Source organism: Oceanobacillus sp. AG (assembly GCF_009746545.1).
Taxonomy (GTDB): Bacteria; Bacillota; Bacilli; order Bacillales; family Amphibacillaceae; genus Oceanobacillus; species Oceanobacillus indicireducens.
This window is the reverse complement of the sequence record NZ_WOWT01000045.1, coordinates 1-17575: the sequence shown is the minus strand read 5'-3', so window position 1 is coordinate 17575 and position 17575 is coordinate 1. Positions and strand designations below refer to the sequence as shown.

The window sequence follows — 17575 nt, the reverse complement described above, 5'->3', positions numbered from 1 at the left end:
ATAGCTTAAGTTCTAAACTAAATATGAATAACTAACTTCATCTCTTAAAAAATCAGGATTTAAGGGATCTACTTTCTTATTGCCATTTTTAGCGTTATTTCGTAAGTATTTTCATACAAATGTTAGTAAAACAGAATCAGGCATTTACGAATTGTTATCCCCACCTCTCACATAATGGGTTTCCCTCATGTTTAGAAATGGGGATATTACAGACCGTTAATACGTGATGAAAATTTCTCTAATGAGCAGAACATGATATGCTAAAATGAGGAATTAGAAATATTTTATAGGAACCCAAGTGGATTGGATGTGTAGAGATGAAGTACGGGAAGGTCGTGGAAGGAATTTTTGCGAAGAAGTTAAACCGCTTTGTCGCTGAAGTTTATATTAATGGGGAACTTGAAAAAGTCCATATAAAAAATACAGGTCGTTTAACAGAAATTTTAAAGCCTGGTGTTCCGCTTTCTTTAGAAACTTCAGATAATCCAAATCGGAAAACCCGCTTTTCCATCATTGCAGCACGTAAGGAAGAACGCTGGGTTAACATTGATTCACAGATTCCGAACAAGCTTGTTTATGATGCACTTGCCGCGGGAAAAATAAAAGAGTTTCATGGAATAAGAGATTTGAAACGTGAGGCGCGTTTCGGAAACAGTCGGCTTGATCTTTTTTATTACCGGGATGAGCGCGGTGGTTTTATCGAAGTGAAAGGTGTCACGTTAGAACAAGACGGGCTTGCAATGTTTCCTGATGCTCCGAAAACAAGAGGAACGAAGCATGTGGAAACACTTATTCAAGCAGTGCAAGAAGGCTATGAGGCGACGGTTCTCTTTGTCATCCAGATGAAAGGCTGTCATTCATTTACGTCTCATCGCGTCATGGACCCCCATTTTCACGAGGCTTTACAAGAGGCGGAACATCTAGGTGTACGCATTCTTGCTTATGATAGTCATGTAACAGCATCCACGATTCAACTCGACCGTCTACTTCCCATTGTATAATCCATTTACAGATTTCTTTTCCTGTGCGTTCTATTGGAATGAATGAGTGAGTTTTTTCATATTGGTACAGCAGGAATCCAAGAAGCATAGGAGTGAACAGTATGATTTTCCTGAAAAAAGTGAGAGCATCCGATAAATCGGGTATTATTAATCTGCCTAAAAAAGAACGGACAAAATTCGGTTTTGAACCGGGTACATTACTTGAGATCCATCTAAAAGGAAAGGAAATTTGGATTTACCATTCAGGCCTCGATGACAAGAAAAATCAGCGGTACGTCTCAACGAAAGGTTCGATTACAATCCCTGCAGAGTTTAGAAGACTATTAGGCATCACGGAACCAACACCCCTTTCTCTTTATGTCGACATAGAGAAAGAGGCTTTTATATTGAAAAAAGACTAGATTACGATATAGTGAAGTTGCAATGCCAAATTTTTACTTGAGGTGATGAAGTGAAAACAGAAGAATATGTACACTATGACGCAGTAGGCTTAGCTGAACTATTGGAAAGAAAAGAAGTGTCACCGAAAGAATTAACTGAAATAGCACTGAATCGCTTGGAGGAAGTCCAACCAGACTTGAATCTAGCAACAAGTATCCGGAAGGACAAAGCATTAACAGAAGCAGAAGAGATAGAAGTAGGGAAGGCGCCCTTTGCTGGTGTGCCAACGATGCTTAAAAACGTATCTCAATCACTTCCCGGGGAAATTTTAAGCTCCGGCTCGAAACTGCTTGCGAATTATGTTGCTGAAGTAGAATCCCATTTTGTAAGAAAACTAAGAGAAGCAGGGTTTGTATTTTTAGGGCATACGAATACACCCGAATTTGCTTTAAAAAATATTACTGAACCAAAATTATATGGACCAACCCGTAACCCGTGGAATCCTGAGTATTCACCGGGTGGTTCCAGCGGGGGAGCGGCAGCCGCAATTGCTTCCGGCGTGGTACCTGTTGCCGGTGCGAGTGACGGTGGGGGATCGATTCGTATCCCAGCGTCTTTCTCTGGATTATTTGGTCTGAAGCCGACAAGAGGAAGAATGCCAGTTGGTCCCGGTGCAGGGCGTGACTGGCAAGGTGCATCGATTAACTTTATGCTGACGAAAACCGTGCGTGACGCAGCAGCGATGATGGATCAGTTGAAGACGTTCCAACCAGAAGCGGCTTTCCATGCACCTGTTTTTGTAGATCATTATTTGGACAGTTTGAAGGGCGTTCAGAAAAAGCCGCTCCGAGTTGCGTTTACCACCGAGTCTCCAGTTGGCACACCGGTGTCAGACGATGCGAAGAATGCCGTCATGAAAGTCGTGAATTGGCTTGAGTCGGAAGGGCATGAGGTGGATGAACGCACGAATGGTGTAGATGGCATACAATTGATGAAGGATTACTACATCATGAATAGCGGTGAAATGAATATGACCGTGCAAGGTTTGGAGCAGGCACTCGGTCGAGAGTTGACGGAAGATGATATCGAGCTTGAGGGTTGGATGATGCATGTTGCTGGAAAATCCATCTCTGGAGCAGACTTCTCCGCAAGCCTTGCTTCCTGGGATACAGCAGCTGCTCAGATGGCGGCTCTGCATGAAACGTATGATTTCTATATTACTCCTGCGACAGCGGATATCGCTCCGAAAATTGGACAGCTTGAAGTGACAGGGGAGAAGAAAGAAGCGTTCCTGCGCGATATTCATAAAGGAACGAAAGACGAACAACAGCAGCTTGTTTACGATATGTTCCTGCCGAGCTTGACCTATACGCCATTTGGCATGCTTGCTAACTTGACGGGTCAGCCGGCGATGTCCTTGCCTGTTTACTTATCGGAAGAAGGATTGCCGCTTGGTGTTCAAGTGATTGCTTCGAAGGGTGAGGAGCATCGCTTGCTGCAGCTTGCTTCCGAGCTCGAGCAGACGGATCACTGGATTGGATTGAAAGGGAATCCATATTTTGTAAAATAAATGATGAAAGCAGTGGACGATGTGATGGTTCACTGCTTTTTTGTTTTTTACATCTATGAAGGTGGACGAGTATGCTTGTTTGGATGCTTATCGCTTCTCTAATCGCTTGAATGCCCGGATTTTGCGCACTTTCGCTTGAATAAGGCTGATTTAATCGCTCAAATGCCACCGATTCTCGCTACTTTGATAGAATACCGATGATCTAATCTCGCAAATTCTAACATCCTAACCTCACCCTGTAGCCTACATTCTTCTGCGCCCTCTGAACTATAATAAATCCAGCTATCTTCCTTTTACATCACTACTCTTTTTTTGTATAGTGATGGTATAATTACTAATAATCTGTTACATACTAAATGCTAGAACAATAGCTTGATATATAGAAGTTGAGAGAGGGTTGGATAAGATGGCAGAAGTGATCGTTTATAATGAAAAGATTAATCCAGTCATTCAGAATATGAACCAGGTAATTATTGGGAAAGAGGAAGTTATTACCCTCAGCCTAGTTGCTTTACTTGCGAAGGGGCATGTCCTACTAGAGGATGTTCCAGGTGTTGGGAAAACGATGCTCGTCCGGACATTAGCGAAATCATTAGATTGTGATTTTAAACGGATTCAATTCACCCCGGACTTACTTCCGTCCGATGTTACTGGAATTTCCATATATAATCCGAAAGAAATGGAGTTTGAATTCCGGGGTGGTCCGATTTTAGGGAATATTATTTTAGCGGATGAGATTAACCGCACCTCTCCGAAAACCCAGTCCGCACTTCTTGAGGCGATGGAAGAGCAAAGTGTCAGTGTTGACGGCCGCACGATTACACTAAACCAACCATTCTTTGTCATGGCAACCCAGAACCCAATTGAGTATGAAGGGACTTATCCACTGCCAGAAGCGCAGTTGGACCGGTTTATTTTAAAGTTAAAAATGGGCTATCCGGCCTTTGCCGAAGAAATTGACCTGTTGGAGAAAACCTCGTTAAAGCACCCGATTGAAACCATTCAAGCAGTCATGTCCAATGCAGAACTAACGATGATTCAAGCTGAAGTGGATGATGTGTATGTCGACCGCTCGATCCACACGTATATCGTGAATATTGTAAACGGCACAAGGGAACACCCGGCCATTTACCTTGGCGTTAGTCCCCGCGGTTCGATTGCACTAATGAAAGCAGCGAAAGCATACGCGTACATTCACGACCGTGATTATGTACTTCCTGATGATGTGAAATATTTAGCTCCGTTTGTACTTGGACACCGGATCATCCTTACATCAGAAGCGAAATTCAACGGTGAAACGGGCGAAAACATCATGGAATCGATATTACGAGCAACGCATATCCCGGTTCGAAGGGAATCGGACTGATGAAAGTCACAATTAGGTTCATTGGAAACTTGCTATTCATTCTCATTCTGCTTGCTGCATTATTTTCCTACGCGATGTTCCAAGGTGGATTTGTCAGCTGGTTCTTATTCTACAGCTACCTTCCAATCCTGCTCTATCACCTATGTCTCTTATTTTATCCATTGAATCATTGGAAAGTGAGTCGAACGCTACCGCGGCGAATCGTCCAGGCAGGTGACGCGATAGATGTAACGATCCACCTGGAAAGAAAGTTTCCCCTTCCGCTTTATTACGGAGTGGTGGAAGAAATTATGCCAGCAACTTGGAATAGGTTACATCACGACTATGCATTTTTAAATGAACCGGATCATGTAACGATCGATCGCACGGTGAAAAAAATGAAAATGATCGGGTTTAAAAAGCAGCTAGAGATTTCCTACCGCTTAGAAAATCTCCCTAGAGGAGAGCTTGAGCTGCAAGGCGTACGTGTCTTCATTAGCGATGTCTTTGGATTTGTGAAAAAGGAACATATCTTTCCGGTGCAAGACGAGCTGATCGTCCAGCCGAACACAAGGGAGATTAGGCTCTTGGACCGTGCTGTCAGCTTTGAACAGGGGCAGCAAGTCGTCAATCTTTTCCAGTTAGAAAATACGAATGTTGCAACGGGTGTACGTGAATACGCTCCAGGCGACCGCTTTTCTTGGATCCATTGGAAACAGACGGCGAAAAATCAATCCGTCATGACGAAAGAGTTCGAGCAGGCAAGAAGCGATAGTCTCTTCATTCTTCTTGATGCATGCATTCCTAAACGAAAAAACCCGTTAGCCTTTGAAGCGAGTGTCGAACTTACTCTGTCACTCATTAAAAAACTGGAAAAAGGAACAACTAATATTGAATTATTGACAGTCGGAAAAGAAACGAAAGAATTTACGCTAAGAGAATCCTATCAGGGGAAAAGTGATATTCGCTATTACTTGACGAAGATACAGCCAGACGGAGATGGTCCTTTTTCAGGTGCTTTAAAAGAATTGATGCTGACTGAGAAGCGAATGGAGCGACTCGTGATTATCACGTCTACGGTGGACGACTTCTTCCGGCAAACGATTCAAGAGTTAAGACAGCGTACCGCACAAATTGTGATTTTTTATATTCAAGGTTCAAAGTTTATCCTGGAAAAAGAACAGGACATGATTGCCCAGATAAAAAAATCTGGAATAGCAATCCATTTATTAACGGAAAAAGAATGGCTTACAACCCCACTCGAGGTGAGTATTCGATGAACGAGCAACAGAACGTGACCAAGTCAAATATTTATAATGTCATCCTTTACCTCGGTGGGCTCGTCCTTTTTCTGGAGTGGCTTTATCCGATTGAACAGGTGACAGACACGAGCAGTATCGCGGTTTTTGTAATTTATACGATTTTTTGCTTTTTTATTTCGCTCTTGCAGTTGAAATGGTGGGCAAGCTTTTTGCTGAAAGGCTTTGGACTTTTATTCATTTTGAATGGACTTTATTTTGATATGACCTTCCTTAGCAGGGAGTGGTTGAACTATTTTTTACTGGAATTTACGATGAACGCGAATATATTTATTAGCCAGGATTGGTATTATTTAAGCCCATTATTCCGGAGTTTTCTTTTTTTACTCCTAATCTGGTTAATGAGTTACCTGCTGCATTACTGGTTTGTGCAGATGAAGCGAATTTTCTTATTCATCTTCCTGACTTTCGTCTACATTACGGTGTTGGATACATTTACACTGTATGACGCGAAATTTGCGATCATAAGAATCTTTATTATTTCTTTAGTTTCCCTCGCGATTACGAACTTTAACCGCGACCTAGAAAGAGAGAAAATATCGCTCGACCGGATTAAGCAAAAAACAAAATGGATCCTGCCTATTATGCTTACACTTGTCTTCTCCGTCTTGCTTGGCCTTGTCGCACCTAAGCTTGATCCCCAATGGCCGGATCCAGTACCGTTTCTTGAAGGTGCTGCAGAACAGGTCGGCGGTTCTGGTAGTGGTACCATACAGAAGGTTGGCTACGGGGAAGATGATTCGCAACTTGGCGGCTCCTTTATCCAGGATGATACGCCGGTTTTTCATGCGGAGACTGACCAAGATCAATATTGGCGAATAGAAACAAAAGAAATTTATACCGGAAAAGGCTGGGAATCATCTGCTGATCATGACTATATCAAACAACAAGATGGAGAAATTCATCTGGATATGTATCACGGGAACGTGGAGACCGAAGAATCGACTGCATTAATAGAGTTTCAAGAGGGACAAAATTTAAAAAAACTAGTTTATCCGTATGGGGTAAAAAAATTCATGGCACCAATGCCTAAACCAGATCTATTCCTTGATCAGATCACAGAGTCAATCGAAGCTCGTGAAAACGGGGAAACACTGAGACTTGGCTTTTATCAGCTAGCCTATGACCGGACGTCTTATTCTTTAACTGCATTACGGGAAGACCCGGGAAATGATGAAGAGGAAATGGCGGAATATCTTCATCTGCCCGATACACTTCCAGGTCGCGTTGCTGAACTTGCGGAGGAGATAACGGCAGGTTATGAGAGCCGGTATGAGAAAACACGCGCGATTGAACGCTATTTTAGCAGTCACGATTTTACGTATCAGACGACAGGAGTTGCCGTCCCGGGCGAGGATGATGATTATGTTGATCAGTTTCTCTTTGAAACACAGGTTGGCTATTGTGATAACTTCTCGACATCTATGGTCGTCTTGCTTCGGACCCTCGATATTCCGGCACGCTGGGTGAAAGGTTTTACCGGCGGAGAGATAATTGGTGAAGGAAACCGGGATAATTATCATATTTATGAAGTGACGAATTCCAATGCCCATTCCTGGGTGGAAGTGTACTTTCCAGAGTCTGGTTGGGTTTCCTTTGAACCGACTCAAGGCTTCTCGAACTTGACGGAATTCCACGTGGATCAGGCGAATACAGATACCGAAGATTTTGATGCTTATGATGACGTACTTGACGCTCCAGAGACGGAATTACCTGAAACTGAAAGGGAACTGGAAGAAGACGAAACAGCACCAGCAATGGCTAGTCCTTCTAATCATAATTTCAGTCTTGCCTGGTGGCAGTGGGGGCTTATTGTTTTAGTAGCTCTATTGATTTTCTTCGTACTGTATAAGTACCGTTTCAATATAAAAACGAAGCTCCTAGCCATGAAACTTAATCGCAACCAGAGTCAGGAAGCATTTCAAGAAGCATATCTTCATTTACTCACGGTTCTAGATCACGAAGGAAATGAACGAAAAAATGACCAGACATTACGTGAATATGCGAAACGAGTGGATGCCCATTATGGAACAGGTGAAATGCGAATGTTGACCGCTTATTATGAACGAATGCTTTATCGTAATGAATTCAATCCGAAAGAAATGAACAAACTAAAAACCACCTGGAAAAAGTTGCTGAAAACAATTATGGGTTGACCCGATTTCCATTGGTTAGTAAAATGAGAATATTAGATAGCAGACAGGAGCAATCACAATGAAACCAAATGAATTAAATGCAGAAGAGTTTATTGAGCAAGAAGTGCAAAAGATAAAAGAGCAAGTCGGCGATCAAAAGGTGCTTTGTGCCTTGAGTGGCGGGGTTGATTCCTCTGTTGCAGCAGCGCTCGTGCATAAAGCAATCGGTGACCAACTGACATGTATCTTTGTCGACCATGGTTTATTGCGTAAAAATGAAGCAGATCAAGTGATGGAAGTTTTCGCAGAAGATTTCCATATGAATATTATCAAAGTAGATGCAAAGAATCGTTTCCTATCTAAATTAGCAGGTGTCACAGACCCAGAACAGAAGAGAAAGATTATCGGAAATGAGTTTATCTATGTATTCGACGATGAAGCTGCGAAATTAGAGGACATTGGTTTCCTTGCACAAGGAACAGTTTACACCGATATTATGGAAAGCGGAACGGATGGTTCAAAAATAATCAAATCCCATCATAATGTCGGCGGCCTGCCAGAAGAAATGGAATTTGAATTGATTGAACCGCTTAAAACATTATTTAAGCAGCAAGTCCGCGCTGTCGGAACGGCACTTGGCATCCCGGATCATATCGTTTGGAGACAGCCATTCCCAGGGCCAGGACTTGGTATCCGTGTACTCGGCGAAGTGACTGAAGAGAAGCTTGAGATTGTAAGGGAGTCTGATGCAATCTTAAGAGAAGAAATCGCAAAAGCAGGCCTTGACCGTGAAATCTGGCAATACTTTACCATCCTCCCTAACATCCGCAGTGTTGGTGTGAAAGATGGAGGACGCTCCTATGTTCATACGGTTGGCATTCGTGCCGTGAATTCGGTTGATGGTGTGACATCGGACTGGGCGAGAATTCCTTGGGAAGTGCTTGAGAAGATTTCGAGCAGAATTGTGACGGAGATCGAAGAGGTTAACCGTGTAGTTTATGATGTGACGAGTAAGCCGCCATCGACGATTGAGTGGGAATAATTCACTAGAGGCATTTGAAGTGAAAACGTTGATTTGACTGCATTTCAATGGTACGTAAAATGGATGAAATGATTAAAAATGAATAGGTTCTCCGCCAAGATTCCGCCAGAGGAAACGGATAAAGATGAGGGATATTGTGTAAAAGCAGTATCTCTTTTTTATTTTTTATTTTTTTTTGAAGTCGCTGTATATTAGGGTTTTTTGGGTATTCGTTTTTTTAGAGAGTGAGATTAATATTTATAATATTAGCAGTACTCCAATACTTTCTTTGAAGGTTATTCTCCGCCAAAAGTTATTTTTAGTTGTGAAACAAACTTAAGGAGTTGAATAAAAACTACTATTTGAATTAGAACAATTAAGTGAATTATTTAAAGGCTATTGACACACTAGGAAAAATTGTTAAAATAGTAATGTCCAATTATTTTGACATAGGTGATACCATTGAAAAATAAAATTAAAGAAATACGAAAAAAACTGGGGATAACGCAAGAACAACTTGCCAAGGAGTGTGGAGTTGTTAGGCAAACAATAAATTGTATAGAAAATGATAAATATGATCCTACACTGGAGTTGGCTTTTAAATTATCAAAAACATTAAAAGTAAAGGTAGATGAATTGTTTATTTATGAGTAAATTTCATTTGAATTATATGCTGACCATGAAAGATATTGTGAGGGAGGGTAATGAAATTCTACATCAACCAACACAAGATGTGATGATCCCTCCTTCAGAAGAAGATAAGGAAATATTAATTTGTATGATGAATTTCTTGAAAAATAGTCAAGACCACGATTTGTCTGAAAAATATAAATTGCGTGCAGGAGTTGGCTTATCAGCAAATCAGATTGGTTTGAATAAGCGGATGTTCGTTGCTTTTTTAACAGATGAAAAAGGTATCCAACATGAATATATGCTTATTAATCCTAAAATAATCAGTCATTCAATTTCTATGATTTACCTACCACCGAGTGAAGGTTGCCTTTCAGTTGATAGGGATATAAAAGGATTTGTCCCTAGATATGAGAGAATTAAAGTGAAAGGATTTAATATAAAGGGAGAAGAGATAGTGTTGAAACTTAAAGGCTATTCTTCTATTGTAATTCAGCATGAAATAGATCATTTAAACGGAATTATGTTTTATGATCGTTTTAATAAGGAAAATCCTTTTAAACTACCAGAAAACTGTAGAAATTTGTATTGAAAATTCCAAATTATTGGTGTAATTAATATAAAATATTGTAAAATTGGAAATATACGATGGAGAATAGACGCCCTAATTCAATTTGTTCAAGAGAGAGAGGATTTTTAGTGGAATTTTCATTTATAATGTATTCGTTAATTGGAATAGTTATCGGTATTCTATCGAGCATGTTTGGTTTTGGAGGTGGATTTGTAGTAGTTCCTATCTTATATGCATTTTTACCGGATTCTATTCCTAGCGATTACTTAATGCATACTGCCATTGGAACCTCATTAGCAGTTATGATTATAAATTCATTTAATTCAACTTATAATCATGCAAAAAAAGGTAATGTAATCTGGTCAGTCTTTAAATTGTTAGTAGGATATATTGCTATAGGATCCTTATTAGGGGGATTGCTAGCAGTCTACATTGAAAGTGATTACCTTAGGATTGCATTTATTGGTTTATTAATTTATGTTTTGCTTTCGAACTTATTTAAAAAATCATTCACAACAGAAATTGAAAAACAAACATTTATTCTCCCTAAACAAAGATCTGCTTCCTTTATCGGAATAGGCATTGGATTTATCTCCACTTTGTTAGGTATTGGTGGAAGTACCATGACAATTCCTTACCTCAGAAACAAAGGAATGCGTATGATTAATGCTGTAGCACTAGCTACTCCATTAGGTCTGCCAATTGCTATTGTGGGGGCTATTACTTATTTAATTATGGGGATGCAGATAGAAGAAATGTCTTCGTCAAATCTAGGGTTTATATACTTACCTGCACTTATTGGATTTACCATCGGAGGATTTATTGGTGTACCTATTGGAAGGTCATGGGCGCAAAAAATACCCGATATAATCTTTTCGAAGATATATCTAATTCTTTTGTTTATTGTGGTTATTATCATGATTATAAGTTAATTATTTATAAACGGATTACAGATAAAAAATCTAGAAAATAAAGAACAATTATTTATTAAAGATTACATGGCTATTTATTTATCTAATAAGGATATATTAGAATGAATTACATCTAATAAATTATTGTATTAAATTCAATTAACGTCATTTGAACGGTTATAAGCCGATAGATGGCGTTTTTTCTGTTTTTTTATAGAAGTAATATTTAACTATGAAACTAACCTTAGGAAGTTTATTTGAAGATATTTGAGTATTGAAATACGTGCCAGAGAAATATTATTTAAAACCCGCAAACTGCAATCATTTTATGTGTCTTGCAGAGAAAGCGGGCCATCCTCTACCGAAGACAGTCTAGGATCTTTTGAAAAAGCAAGGAGGAAAATACCCATCGTCCGTCCCTTTCCAGAAAGACGTATGCGAAGTACCGCAAAAGATAAAAATAAATCAGGATTCATTGGAAGTTTCGGATGGACAAATGACTCTTTCCCAACTTTGCTAGCTGGTTCAGTCAATATCTTTTCTTTTTGGTAACTCCATTGGAATGTGAAAGTTTAATGGGATTACCAGAGGGCTGGATAACTTTTGGAAATAATAGTGAAGTCATTAGTGATTATGCGAGATATAAAGCGATTGGAAATGCGATTGCTGTACCATGTGCGGAATATATTATGGCTGGTATTGCAGAAGTTTTATAAATAGAACGAAACTAACGTATGACAAATTCTATCTGTCATGCTTTTTTTATTGCCTAAAATAAGGTGGTGTGTGATTTATATGGAAGAAAATGAAGCAAAAGTGATGGATTGGATTAACGATCATTTTATTTTGAATGAGATAGAGATTGAAGACTTTCCGTTTTTTCCTCATGGAAAATTGATACGTGATAAAAATGAAGAAACGATAGTTGTTTTTTGGTGTGTAATTTATGGACGTGTGGATTATCGACTACAAGAAGCATAGGAGTGATTGACAAATGAAAGAGTATTTTTCCCGTTCCCCTCCCTTCTCCCCTTGTTTACTTAAAATACAAATATTAAAAAAGAAGAGAGGTTTATATAATGGAGTTAAAACATGTCATTCCAAATATGGAAAAAACGTTTGGAAATTTAGAATATGCTGGTGAAGGTAAGGTAGAACAACGTCGTATTAACGGACGTATGACAACATTGTCACGTAGTTATAATTTGTACTCCGATATTCAACGTGCAGATGATATTGAGGTAATCTTGCCACAAGAAGCTGGAGAGAAATTCTTTGAACATGAAGAAAAAGTAAAGTTAGTTAATGCAAGAATTACCGCAGAAGGTTATAAAATTGGTGATCGTGGTTTTACAAAATATATTTTACATGCTGACGATATGGTCAAAGCATAAGGAGGAAAAAAACATGAGATTAGCAGAAGGAATTGTCATTGACAAAGAAAAGACATTCGGATTATTAAAGTTTTCATCATTACGTCGGGAAGTCTTTTTACAAAACGAAGATGGTACAGTATCAACAGAAGTAAAGGAACGTACGTATGATTTAAAATCTCGTGAACAAGGGCGCATGATTCAAGTGAGTATTCCTGCTTCTGTTCCCTTAAAAGACTTTGATTATAATGCAGAAGTAGAACTCATTAACCCTGTCGCAGACACAGTCGCAAATGCAACTTTTCGTGGGGCAGATGTGGATTGGTATATCAAAGCAGATGATTTAATTTTAAAAGGGAAAACAGCGTCGCCAGGCACTAACACTCAAAAATCCACTCCATCCAAAGATAAATAATGAAATTTTACCGAAGAAGAGGGAAGCGAATTCGACCAGGTGACGCATCTTTCTTTTTTCAATTTATCTTCTTTGGATTGTTTGGTGTATGGCTTGTTTTCTTTATCCCTTTTCATGTAAAGTTTTTACTTTCGACAACGTGGGAACTTGATCCATTTCTAACTCACTTTGTAAGTACGTATGGATTCACTTCACTAATCATTAGTTTGGTATTGGTGGCAATCTGTACTTTTGTTTATTATCGGTATCGTTACAACCATCTAAAACAGTTGATGCATCGACAAAAGCTCGCAAAGATGATTTTAGACAATCAATGGTATGAAACAAAACAAGTGATGAATGAAGGATTTTTCAAAGATATCCCATCTAGTAAGGCAAAAGAAAAAATGACTCATTTTCCAGAGATGTATTATCGATATGAAAAAGGCATGATTCATATTCAAGTAGAAATAACGCTTAGTAAATATCAAGAGCCATTGTTAAATTTAGAAAAGAAGTTAGAAAGTGGTCTGTACTGTGAACTGGTATCAAAAGAATTACACGATTCCTATGTTGAGTATGTCCTGTTCTATGATATGATTGCGAACCGTATTTCGATTGATGAAGTCATTGCGCAAAACGGTCGCTTAAAGCTCATGAAATCAATGGATTGGGATTACGATCAACTGCCACATATGTTGATTGCTGGCGGAACAGGTGGTGGAAAAACGTATTTTATTCTTACGTTGATTGAAGCACTGTTAAAAACGAATGCGAAGTTATATATCTTAGATCCAAAAAATGCAGATTTAGCCGATCTAAACACGGTCATGCCTGATGTCTATTATAAAAAGGAAGACATGATGGCAAGTATTGATCAATTTTATGAAGATATGATGGCTCGAAGTGAAGAAATGAAACAGATGGAAGGATATAAAACAGGGGAAAATTATGCTTATCTTGGCTTAGCTCCTCATTTTTTAGTTTTTGACGAATACGTAGCTTTTATGGAAATGCTTGCTTCTAAGGAGAGTACGGCTGTATTAACGAAACTAAAACAGATTGTCATGTTAGGACGTCAAGCTGGATTTTTCCTTATTCTTGCCTGTCAGCGACCAGATGCAAAATATTTAGGGGACGGGATTCGTGATCAATTTAATTTTCGGGTTGCTTTAGGAAGAATGTCCGAACTAGGGTATGGCATGATGTTTGGAAGCGACGTCCAAAAACAATTTTTCTTAAAACAGATCAAAGGACGTGGGTATGTCGATAAAGGAGATAATGTCATTACCGAATTTTACACACCACTTGTGCCAAAGAATCATGACTTTTTAAAAGAGATAGAGAAGTTAGCTCAATAAGGCTGCCCAGTGCGGCGGCGTGCGAAGCGTAAGCCGCTGTGCTGGGCAAAGCCTGCGTGGCGATAGCCACGCTTTACCCCCCGTTTCTAACAGGGGGGTAGAAAAACAATAAGAAACTGTTTAAAAAGCCTATAATCCCTGATGCATCAAGGGTTTAGGACATATTACGAAGATGTCAGCTTTTATCCTTTAGTTGACATCTTTTTCTGTTGGGAGGAATGCACATGAATGAAGTACCTTGGTATCAACAATTAAAAGAAAAACGATTGGCATATGGCGTATCGCAAAACAAACTAGCGGTACACGTAGGAATTTCAAGGCAATATATTAGTGAAATTGAAACAGGCAAAATTACACCGACTCCGACATTACAACAAGCGATGTTCGATATTTTAGAACAATTTAATCCAAAAGCACCTTTGGAAATCTTATTTGATTACGTGCGAATACGCTTTTTAACAACGAACCCGAAGCCAGTTATTGAAGAAATCTTACGGTTAAAAATGGAATATATGATTCATGAAGATTATGCGTTTTATTCTTACATGGAACAATATGTCTTTGGTGACATTGTTGTCATGGTTTCGCCAGATGAAGATAAAGGCTGTCTACTTGAACTGAAAGGAAAAGGATGTCGGCAATTTGAAAACTTTTTATTAGCTCAACAACGTACATGGTTTGATTTTTTCATGGATGTATTTCAGGTAAATGGTGTTTTTAAACGGGTTGACCTTGCGATCAATGATAAAACAGGCATATTGGATATTCCATTTCTCACGAATAAATGTAAAAATGAAGAATGTATTTCTGTGTTTCGTAGCTTTAAAAGTTATCGTTCTGGCGAATTGGTTCATGGCGAAGAAAAAAGAGATATGGGAAATACGTTATATATTGGCTCTTTAAAAAGTGATGTGTATTTTTGTGTGTATGAAAAAGATTACGAACAATACGTGAAACACGGCGCATCACTTGAAGATACAGACATTAAAAATCGGTTTGAAATTCGATTGAAAAATGATCGTGCCTATCATGCGGTTGTCGATTTAATGACCTATGAAGATGCGGGACGAACAGCTTTTTCCATCATTAATCGATATATTCGATTTGTTGATAAAGACGAGAAAAAACGACGAAGTAGTTGGCCAATGAATGTAGAATGGCAACGTTTTTTAGATTTAGGGGAAAACAGAAAAATTTATTTAACAACAAAACCTGAACCTTACACATTCGATAAAACACTTAGATGGTTGGCACGTCAAGTAGCCCCTACTTGGAAACTCGCAACAAAACTCGATGAAATCAATCAAACAACTGTGATTAAAGATATGTTAGATCAAGCGAAATTAACCAAACGGCATCAACAATTATTGATGCAACAGGCGCTTAAAACAGAAGATGTCATTAAATGATGGATTGGAGGAATTCCATGAAAATTTTGAAATACATTTTTATTACAATCCTGGGCGGTATCGTTTTGTGGTTTATCGAATGCATGCGGCAAGTAACAAAGTATTAGAAGATGGAAGGAGAGATGAATAATGAACTTTGGACAAAATTTATACAATTGGTTTTTAAGTAATGCGCAGTCTTTAGTGTTAATGGCGATTGTGGTAATTGGTATTTATTTAGGATTTAAGCGTGAATTTTCTAAGTTGATTGGCTTTTTGATTGTTGCGTTAATTGCGGTGGGATTGGTGTTTAATGCAAGTGGAGTGAAGGATGTATTGTTAAGCTTGTTTAATAGGATTATAGGTGCCTAGATGTTGTAATTTATAGATATTATTACGTATAATTGAATTGTATCTAAAAGATTACAGATGTAGCTAATATAACCAGTAAATTTAGATGAGAATTATATTAATAAACCGTTCCGTTCTATAATAGAGTTAGCAAGTTTTGTACCTTGATAATTCAGCATTTTGATTTGGGAACGAAAGTCCTATGAATTTAGTAGCTAGAGAGATTATTTGCAGGAGTCGATATAATGTCAAACTATGTAATTGGAAAAAATGCAGTTTCAGCTGTAGAACATGCTTCGATGATTAGTGGTTTACTCATGCCTGAAATACCAGTGGGTGATACCTATCCTTCTTGGGATGGAGAGATAATAGTTTATATTTCAGAAGATTCTAGAAATAAGCGAGCAAAAGATGATATTATTGGTAGAGTACCAGTCCAAGTAAAAGGAACACATGTAAAACATTTTAGTGAAGGAACACGTCCCTATAATATCGAAGTAACGGATTTAAAGAATTATTCGAATGAAGCTGGTGCATTTTTCTTAGTTGTTGAAATGACAGACTTCTATGATGTTAATAAAACTAAGATTTTTTATGCCGAATTATTAAAATACGATATAGAAAAATTAATCAAAGGAAAAGAACATCAGAAAACGATAAGCCATACATTTCAAGAATTACGGAGAGATAAATTGTATTCATTATGCAGACATTTTTTATTTCATCGTAAAGAACAAGGGTATAAATTAATGACATTGGATGGAAAAAACGAATATGATGAATATACTTTTACTATTATAGGTAACAAGAAATCGGATTTAGATTTTTATTTATTTGATTCCGGAACTTTTATCTATGGTAAAAATAAACACACGAATCTGAAAGTTCCTATAGATAGATTTAAAGCAGATATTAAAATTGAACAAGAGGAATTCAATATTGGAACAAGAGATAAAGTCTTTTATGATAAGTTTTATCGAGAAAAAACAAAAGATAACCAAAAAATTAAATTTGGTAAAAGCTTTACAATGGTTTTGTCAGGTAATAAGCTTGATATTAATTTTGCTGAATCAGGTAGCATTAGAGAAAGAATAAAAGACTGTGAATTTTTTGTTAAAATTGCAAAAGCAGGAAAAATTTATTTGAATCATACAGAAGTATCGTTAAACTTCGAAGAGGATGTCTATAACAATGTTTTAGCACCCATGCCTAACTATATTAAAAAACTTAATGAAATATTGTGGGTCTTAAATTATTTAGGAGTGGAACCTAATGTAGACTTTGATACACTCAAGAAAGATTTGAAACAAATAAGCTTTTTGATAGATGTCATAATCAACAAGAACGTAGAAGCAAATAAAATAACTGATAAACACCTACAGGTAGTGAGTGTCGGAAATTATAAATTTATTCTTTCAAAGGGAGTTGGAGAACACGAGAATACTTTCTTCGATTTTTTTAATTATAATGAAATAAAGGAAAAGTATAGAATTCTAATTAGCCCAGACAAAACCTTCAAAAACTCATTGGAACACAGTCCATATATACTTTTGAAACCAGAGGAGTTATATAAATACAGTAATTTAAAATTGGATTCAATAGAAAAAGCTTTAACAGATGTTGATTATACCAACAGTATAGCTCAGGATATATCTAATGAATTTCTATTAAATACTTTATTGTATTTAGACGGTAACTGTAAACTAGCACATTATTCCAGGTCATCTATTTCAAACTAATTCAGCTGTTTATCTGGGGTAATGTGCTATTATTTTCACTTTATTTCATATGTGAAAAAGAATATGCACGCTATTTCTCTACTAT

Annotated in this window: 19 protein-coding genes; 18 read left to right on the top strand and 1 reads right to left on the bottom strand. The window is 37.9% G+C overall.

The window, feature by feature from the left end:
- The first annotated feature begins 317 nt into the window (after window positions 1-317).
- From sfsA to GN217_RS17580, 10 genes are all read left to right on the top strand, one after another.
- The gene (gene sfsA / locus GN217_RS17625; protein ID WP_156857954.1) at window positions 318-1001 is read left to right on the top strand and encodes a DNA/RNA nuclease SfsA; all 684 of its coding nucleotides are present in this window, start codon (window positions 318-320) and stop codon (window positions 999-1001) included.
- 101 nt (window positions 1002-1102) lie between these two features.
- Window positions 1103-1402 (top strand): AbrB/MazE/SpoVT family DNA-binding domain-containing protein, encoded by a 300-nt coding sequence (locus tag GN217_RS17620; RefSeq protein ID WP_156857953.1) that lies wholly within the window; start codon window positions 1103-1105, stop codon window positions 1400-1402.
- Between the two features lie 50 nt (window positions 1403-1452).
- Window positions 1453-2952 (top strand): amidase, encoded by a 1500-nt coding sequence (locus GN217_RS17615; RefSeq protein ID WP_156857952.1) that lies wholly within the window; start codon window positions 1453-1455, stop codon window positions 2950-2952.
- Between the two features lie 406 nt (window positions 2953-3358).
- Window positions 3359-4318, top strand: coding sequence for an AAA family ATPase (locus GN217_RS17610; RefSeq protein ID WP_156857951.1), 960 nt, complete (start codon window positions 3359-3361; stop codon window positions 4316-4318).
- Entirely contained in the window at window positions 4318-5577 is a 1260-nt protein-coding gene (locus tag GN217_RS17605) for a DUF58 domain-containing protein (protein ID WP_156857950.1), read from the top strand. Before GN217_RS17610 ends, GN217_RS17605 begins: the two co-directional genes overlap by 1 nt.
- Window positions 5574-7772, top strand: a complete 2199-nt coding sequence (locus GN217_RS17600) for a transglutaminase TgpA family protein (protein ID WP_156857949.1) — start codon at window positions 5574-5576, stop codon at window positions 7770-7772. Before GN217_RS17605 ends, GN217_RS17600 begins: the two co-directional genes overlap by 4 nt.
- 58 nt (window positions 7773-7830) lie before the next feature.
- Entirely contained in the window at window positions 7831-8793 is a 963-nt protein-coding gene (gene guaA, locus GN217_RS17595) for a glutamine-hydrolyzing GMP synthase (RefSeq protein WP_255454420.1), read from the top strand.
- Between the two features lie 441 nt (window positions 8794-9234).
- Window positions 9235-9426, top strand: a complete 192-nt coding sequence (locus tag GN217_RS17590) for a helix-turn-helix transcriptional regulator (protein WP_156857948.1) — start codon at window positions 9235-9237, stop codon at window positions 9424-9426.
- Complete coding sequence (def, locus tag GN217_RS17585) at window positions 9419-9994, top strand: peptide deformylase (protein ID WP_095260126.1); 576 nt, start codon at window positions 9419-9421, stop codon at window positions 9992-9994. Before GN217_RS17590 ends, def begins: the two co-directional genes overlap by 8 nt.
- 56 nt (window positions 9995-10050) lie before the next feature.
- Window positions 10051-10905, top strand: a complete 855-nt coding sequence (locus GN217_RS17580) for a sulfite exporter TauE/SafE family protein (RefSeq protein WP_095260125.1) — start codon at window positions 10051-10053, stop codon at window positions 10903-10905.
- A gap of 305 nt (window positions 10906-11210) precedes the next feature.
- Here GN217_RS17580 and GN217_RS19110 read toward each other — a convergent pair whose 3' ends face one another.
- Window positions 11211-11417 carry a hypothetical protein gene (locus tag GN217_RS19110; protein WP_232334494.1) on the bottom strand — a complete coding sequence of 69 codons (207 nt, stop codon included), beginning with the start codon at window positions 11415-11417 and terminating at the stop codon, window positions 11211-11213.
- A gap of 42 nt (window positions 11418-11459) precedes the next feature.
- On the opposite strand from GN217_RS19110, the gene GN217_RS19105 reads away from it, so the two are divergent.
- The 8 genes from GN217_RS19105 (at window position 11460) to GN217_RS17540 (ending at window position 17490) form a co-directional block, all read left to right on the top strand.
- Window positions 11460-11600, top strand: coding sequence for a hypothetical protein (locus GN217_RS19105; protein WP_232334493.1), 141 nt, complete (start codon window positions 11460-11462; stop codon window positions 11598-11600).
- Window positions 11601-11679: 79 nt separating this feature from the next.
- On the top strand, window positions 11680-11865 hold the full coding sequence (locus GN217_RS17570) for a hypothetical protein (protein WP_156857947.1): 186 nt from the start codon (window positions 11680-11682) through the stop codon (window positions 11863-11865).
- Between the two features lie 98 nt (window positions 11866-11963).
- Window positions 11964-12278 (top strand): YdcP family protein, encoded by a 315-nt coding sequence (locus GN217_RS17565; protein ID WP_156857946.1) that lies wholly within the window; start codon window positions 11964-11966, stop codon window positions 12276-12278.
- Window positions 12279-12291: 13 nt separating this feature from the next.
- Window positions 12292-12672 carry a YdcP family protein gene (locus GN217_RS17560; RefSeq protein ID WP_156857945.1) on the top strand — a complete coding sequence of 127 codons (381 nt, stop codon included), beginning with the start codon at window positions 12292-12294 and terminating at the stop codon, window positions 12670-12672.
- Window positions 12672-14012, top strand: a complete 1341-nt coding sequence (locus GN217_RS17555; protein WP_156857944.1) for an FtsK/SpoIIIE domain-containing protein — start codon at window positions 12672-12674, stop codon at window positions 14010-14012. The genes GN217_RS17560 and GN217_RS17555 overlap by 1 nt, the downstream gene beginning before the upstream one ends.
- Before the next feature lie 209 nt (window positions 14013-14221).
- A complete protein-coding gene (gene mobT, locus GN217_RS17550; protein WP_198042716.1) occupies window positions 14222-15421 on the top strand; it encodes a MobT family relaxase in 1200 nt (399 codons plus the stop codon).
- 129 nt (window positions 15422-15550) lie between these two features.
- Window positions 15551-15772, top strand: a complete 222-nt coding sequence (locus GN217_RS17545; protein WP_156857942.1) for a hypothetical protein — start codon at window positions 15551-15553, stop codon at window positions 15770-15772.
- A gap of 224 nt (window positions 15773-15996) precedes the next feature.
- On the top strand, window positions 15997-17490 hold the full coding sequence (locus GN217_RS17540) for a hypothetical protein (RefSeq protein ID WP_156857941.1): 1494 nt from the start codon (window positions 15997-15999) through the stop codon (window positions 17488-17490).
- The last annotated feature ends 85 nt before the right edge of the window (window positions 17491-17575 follow it).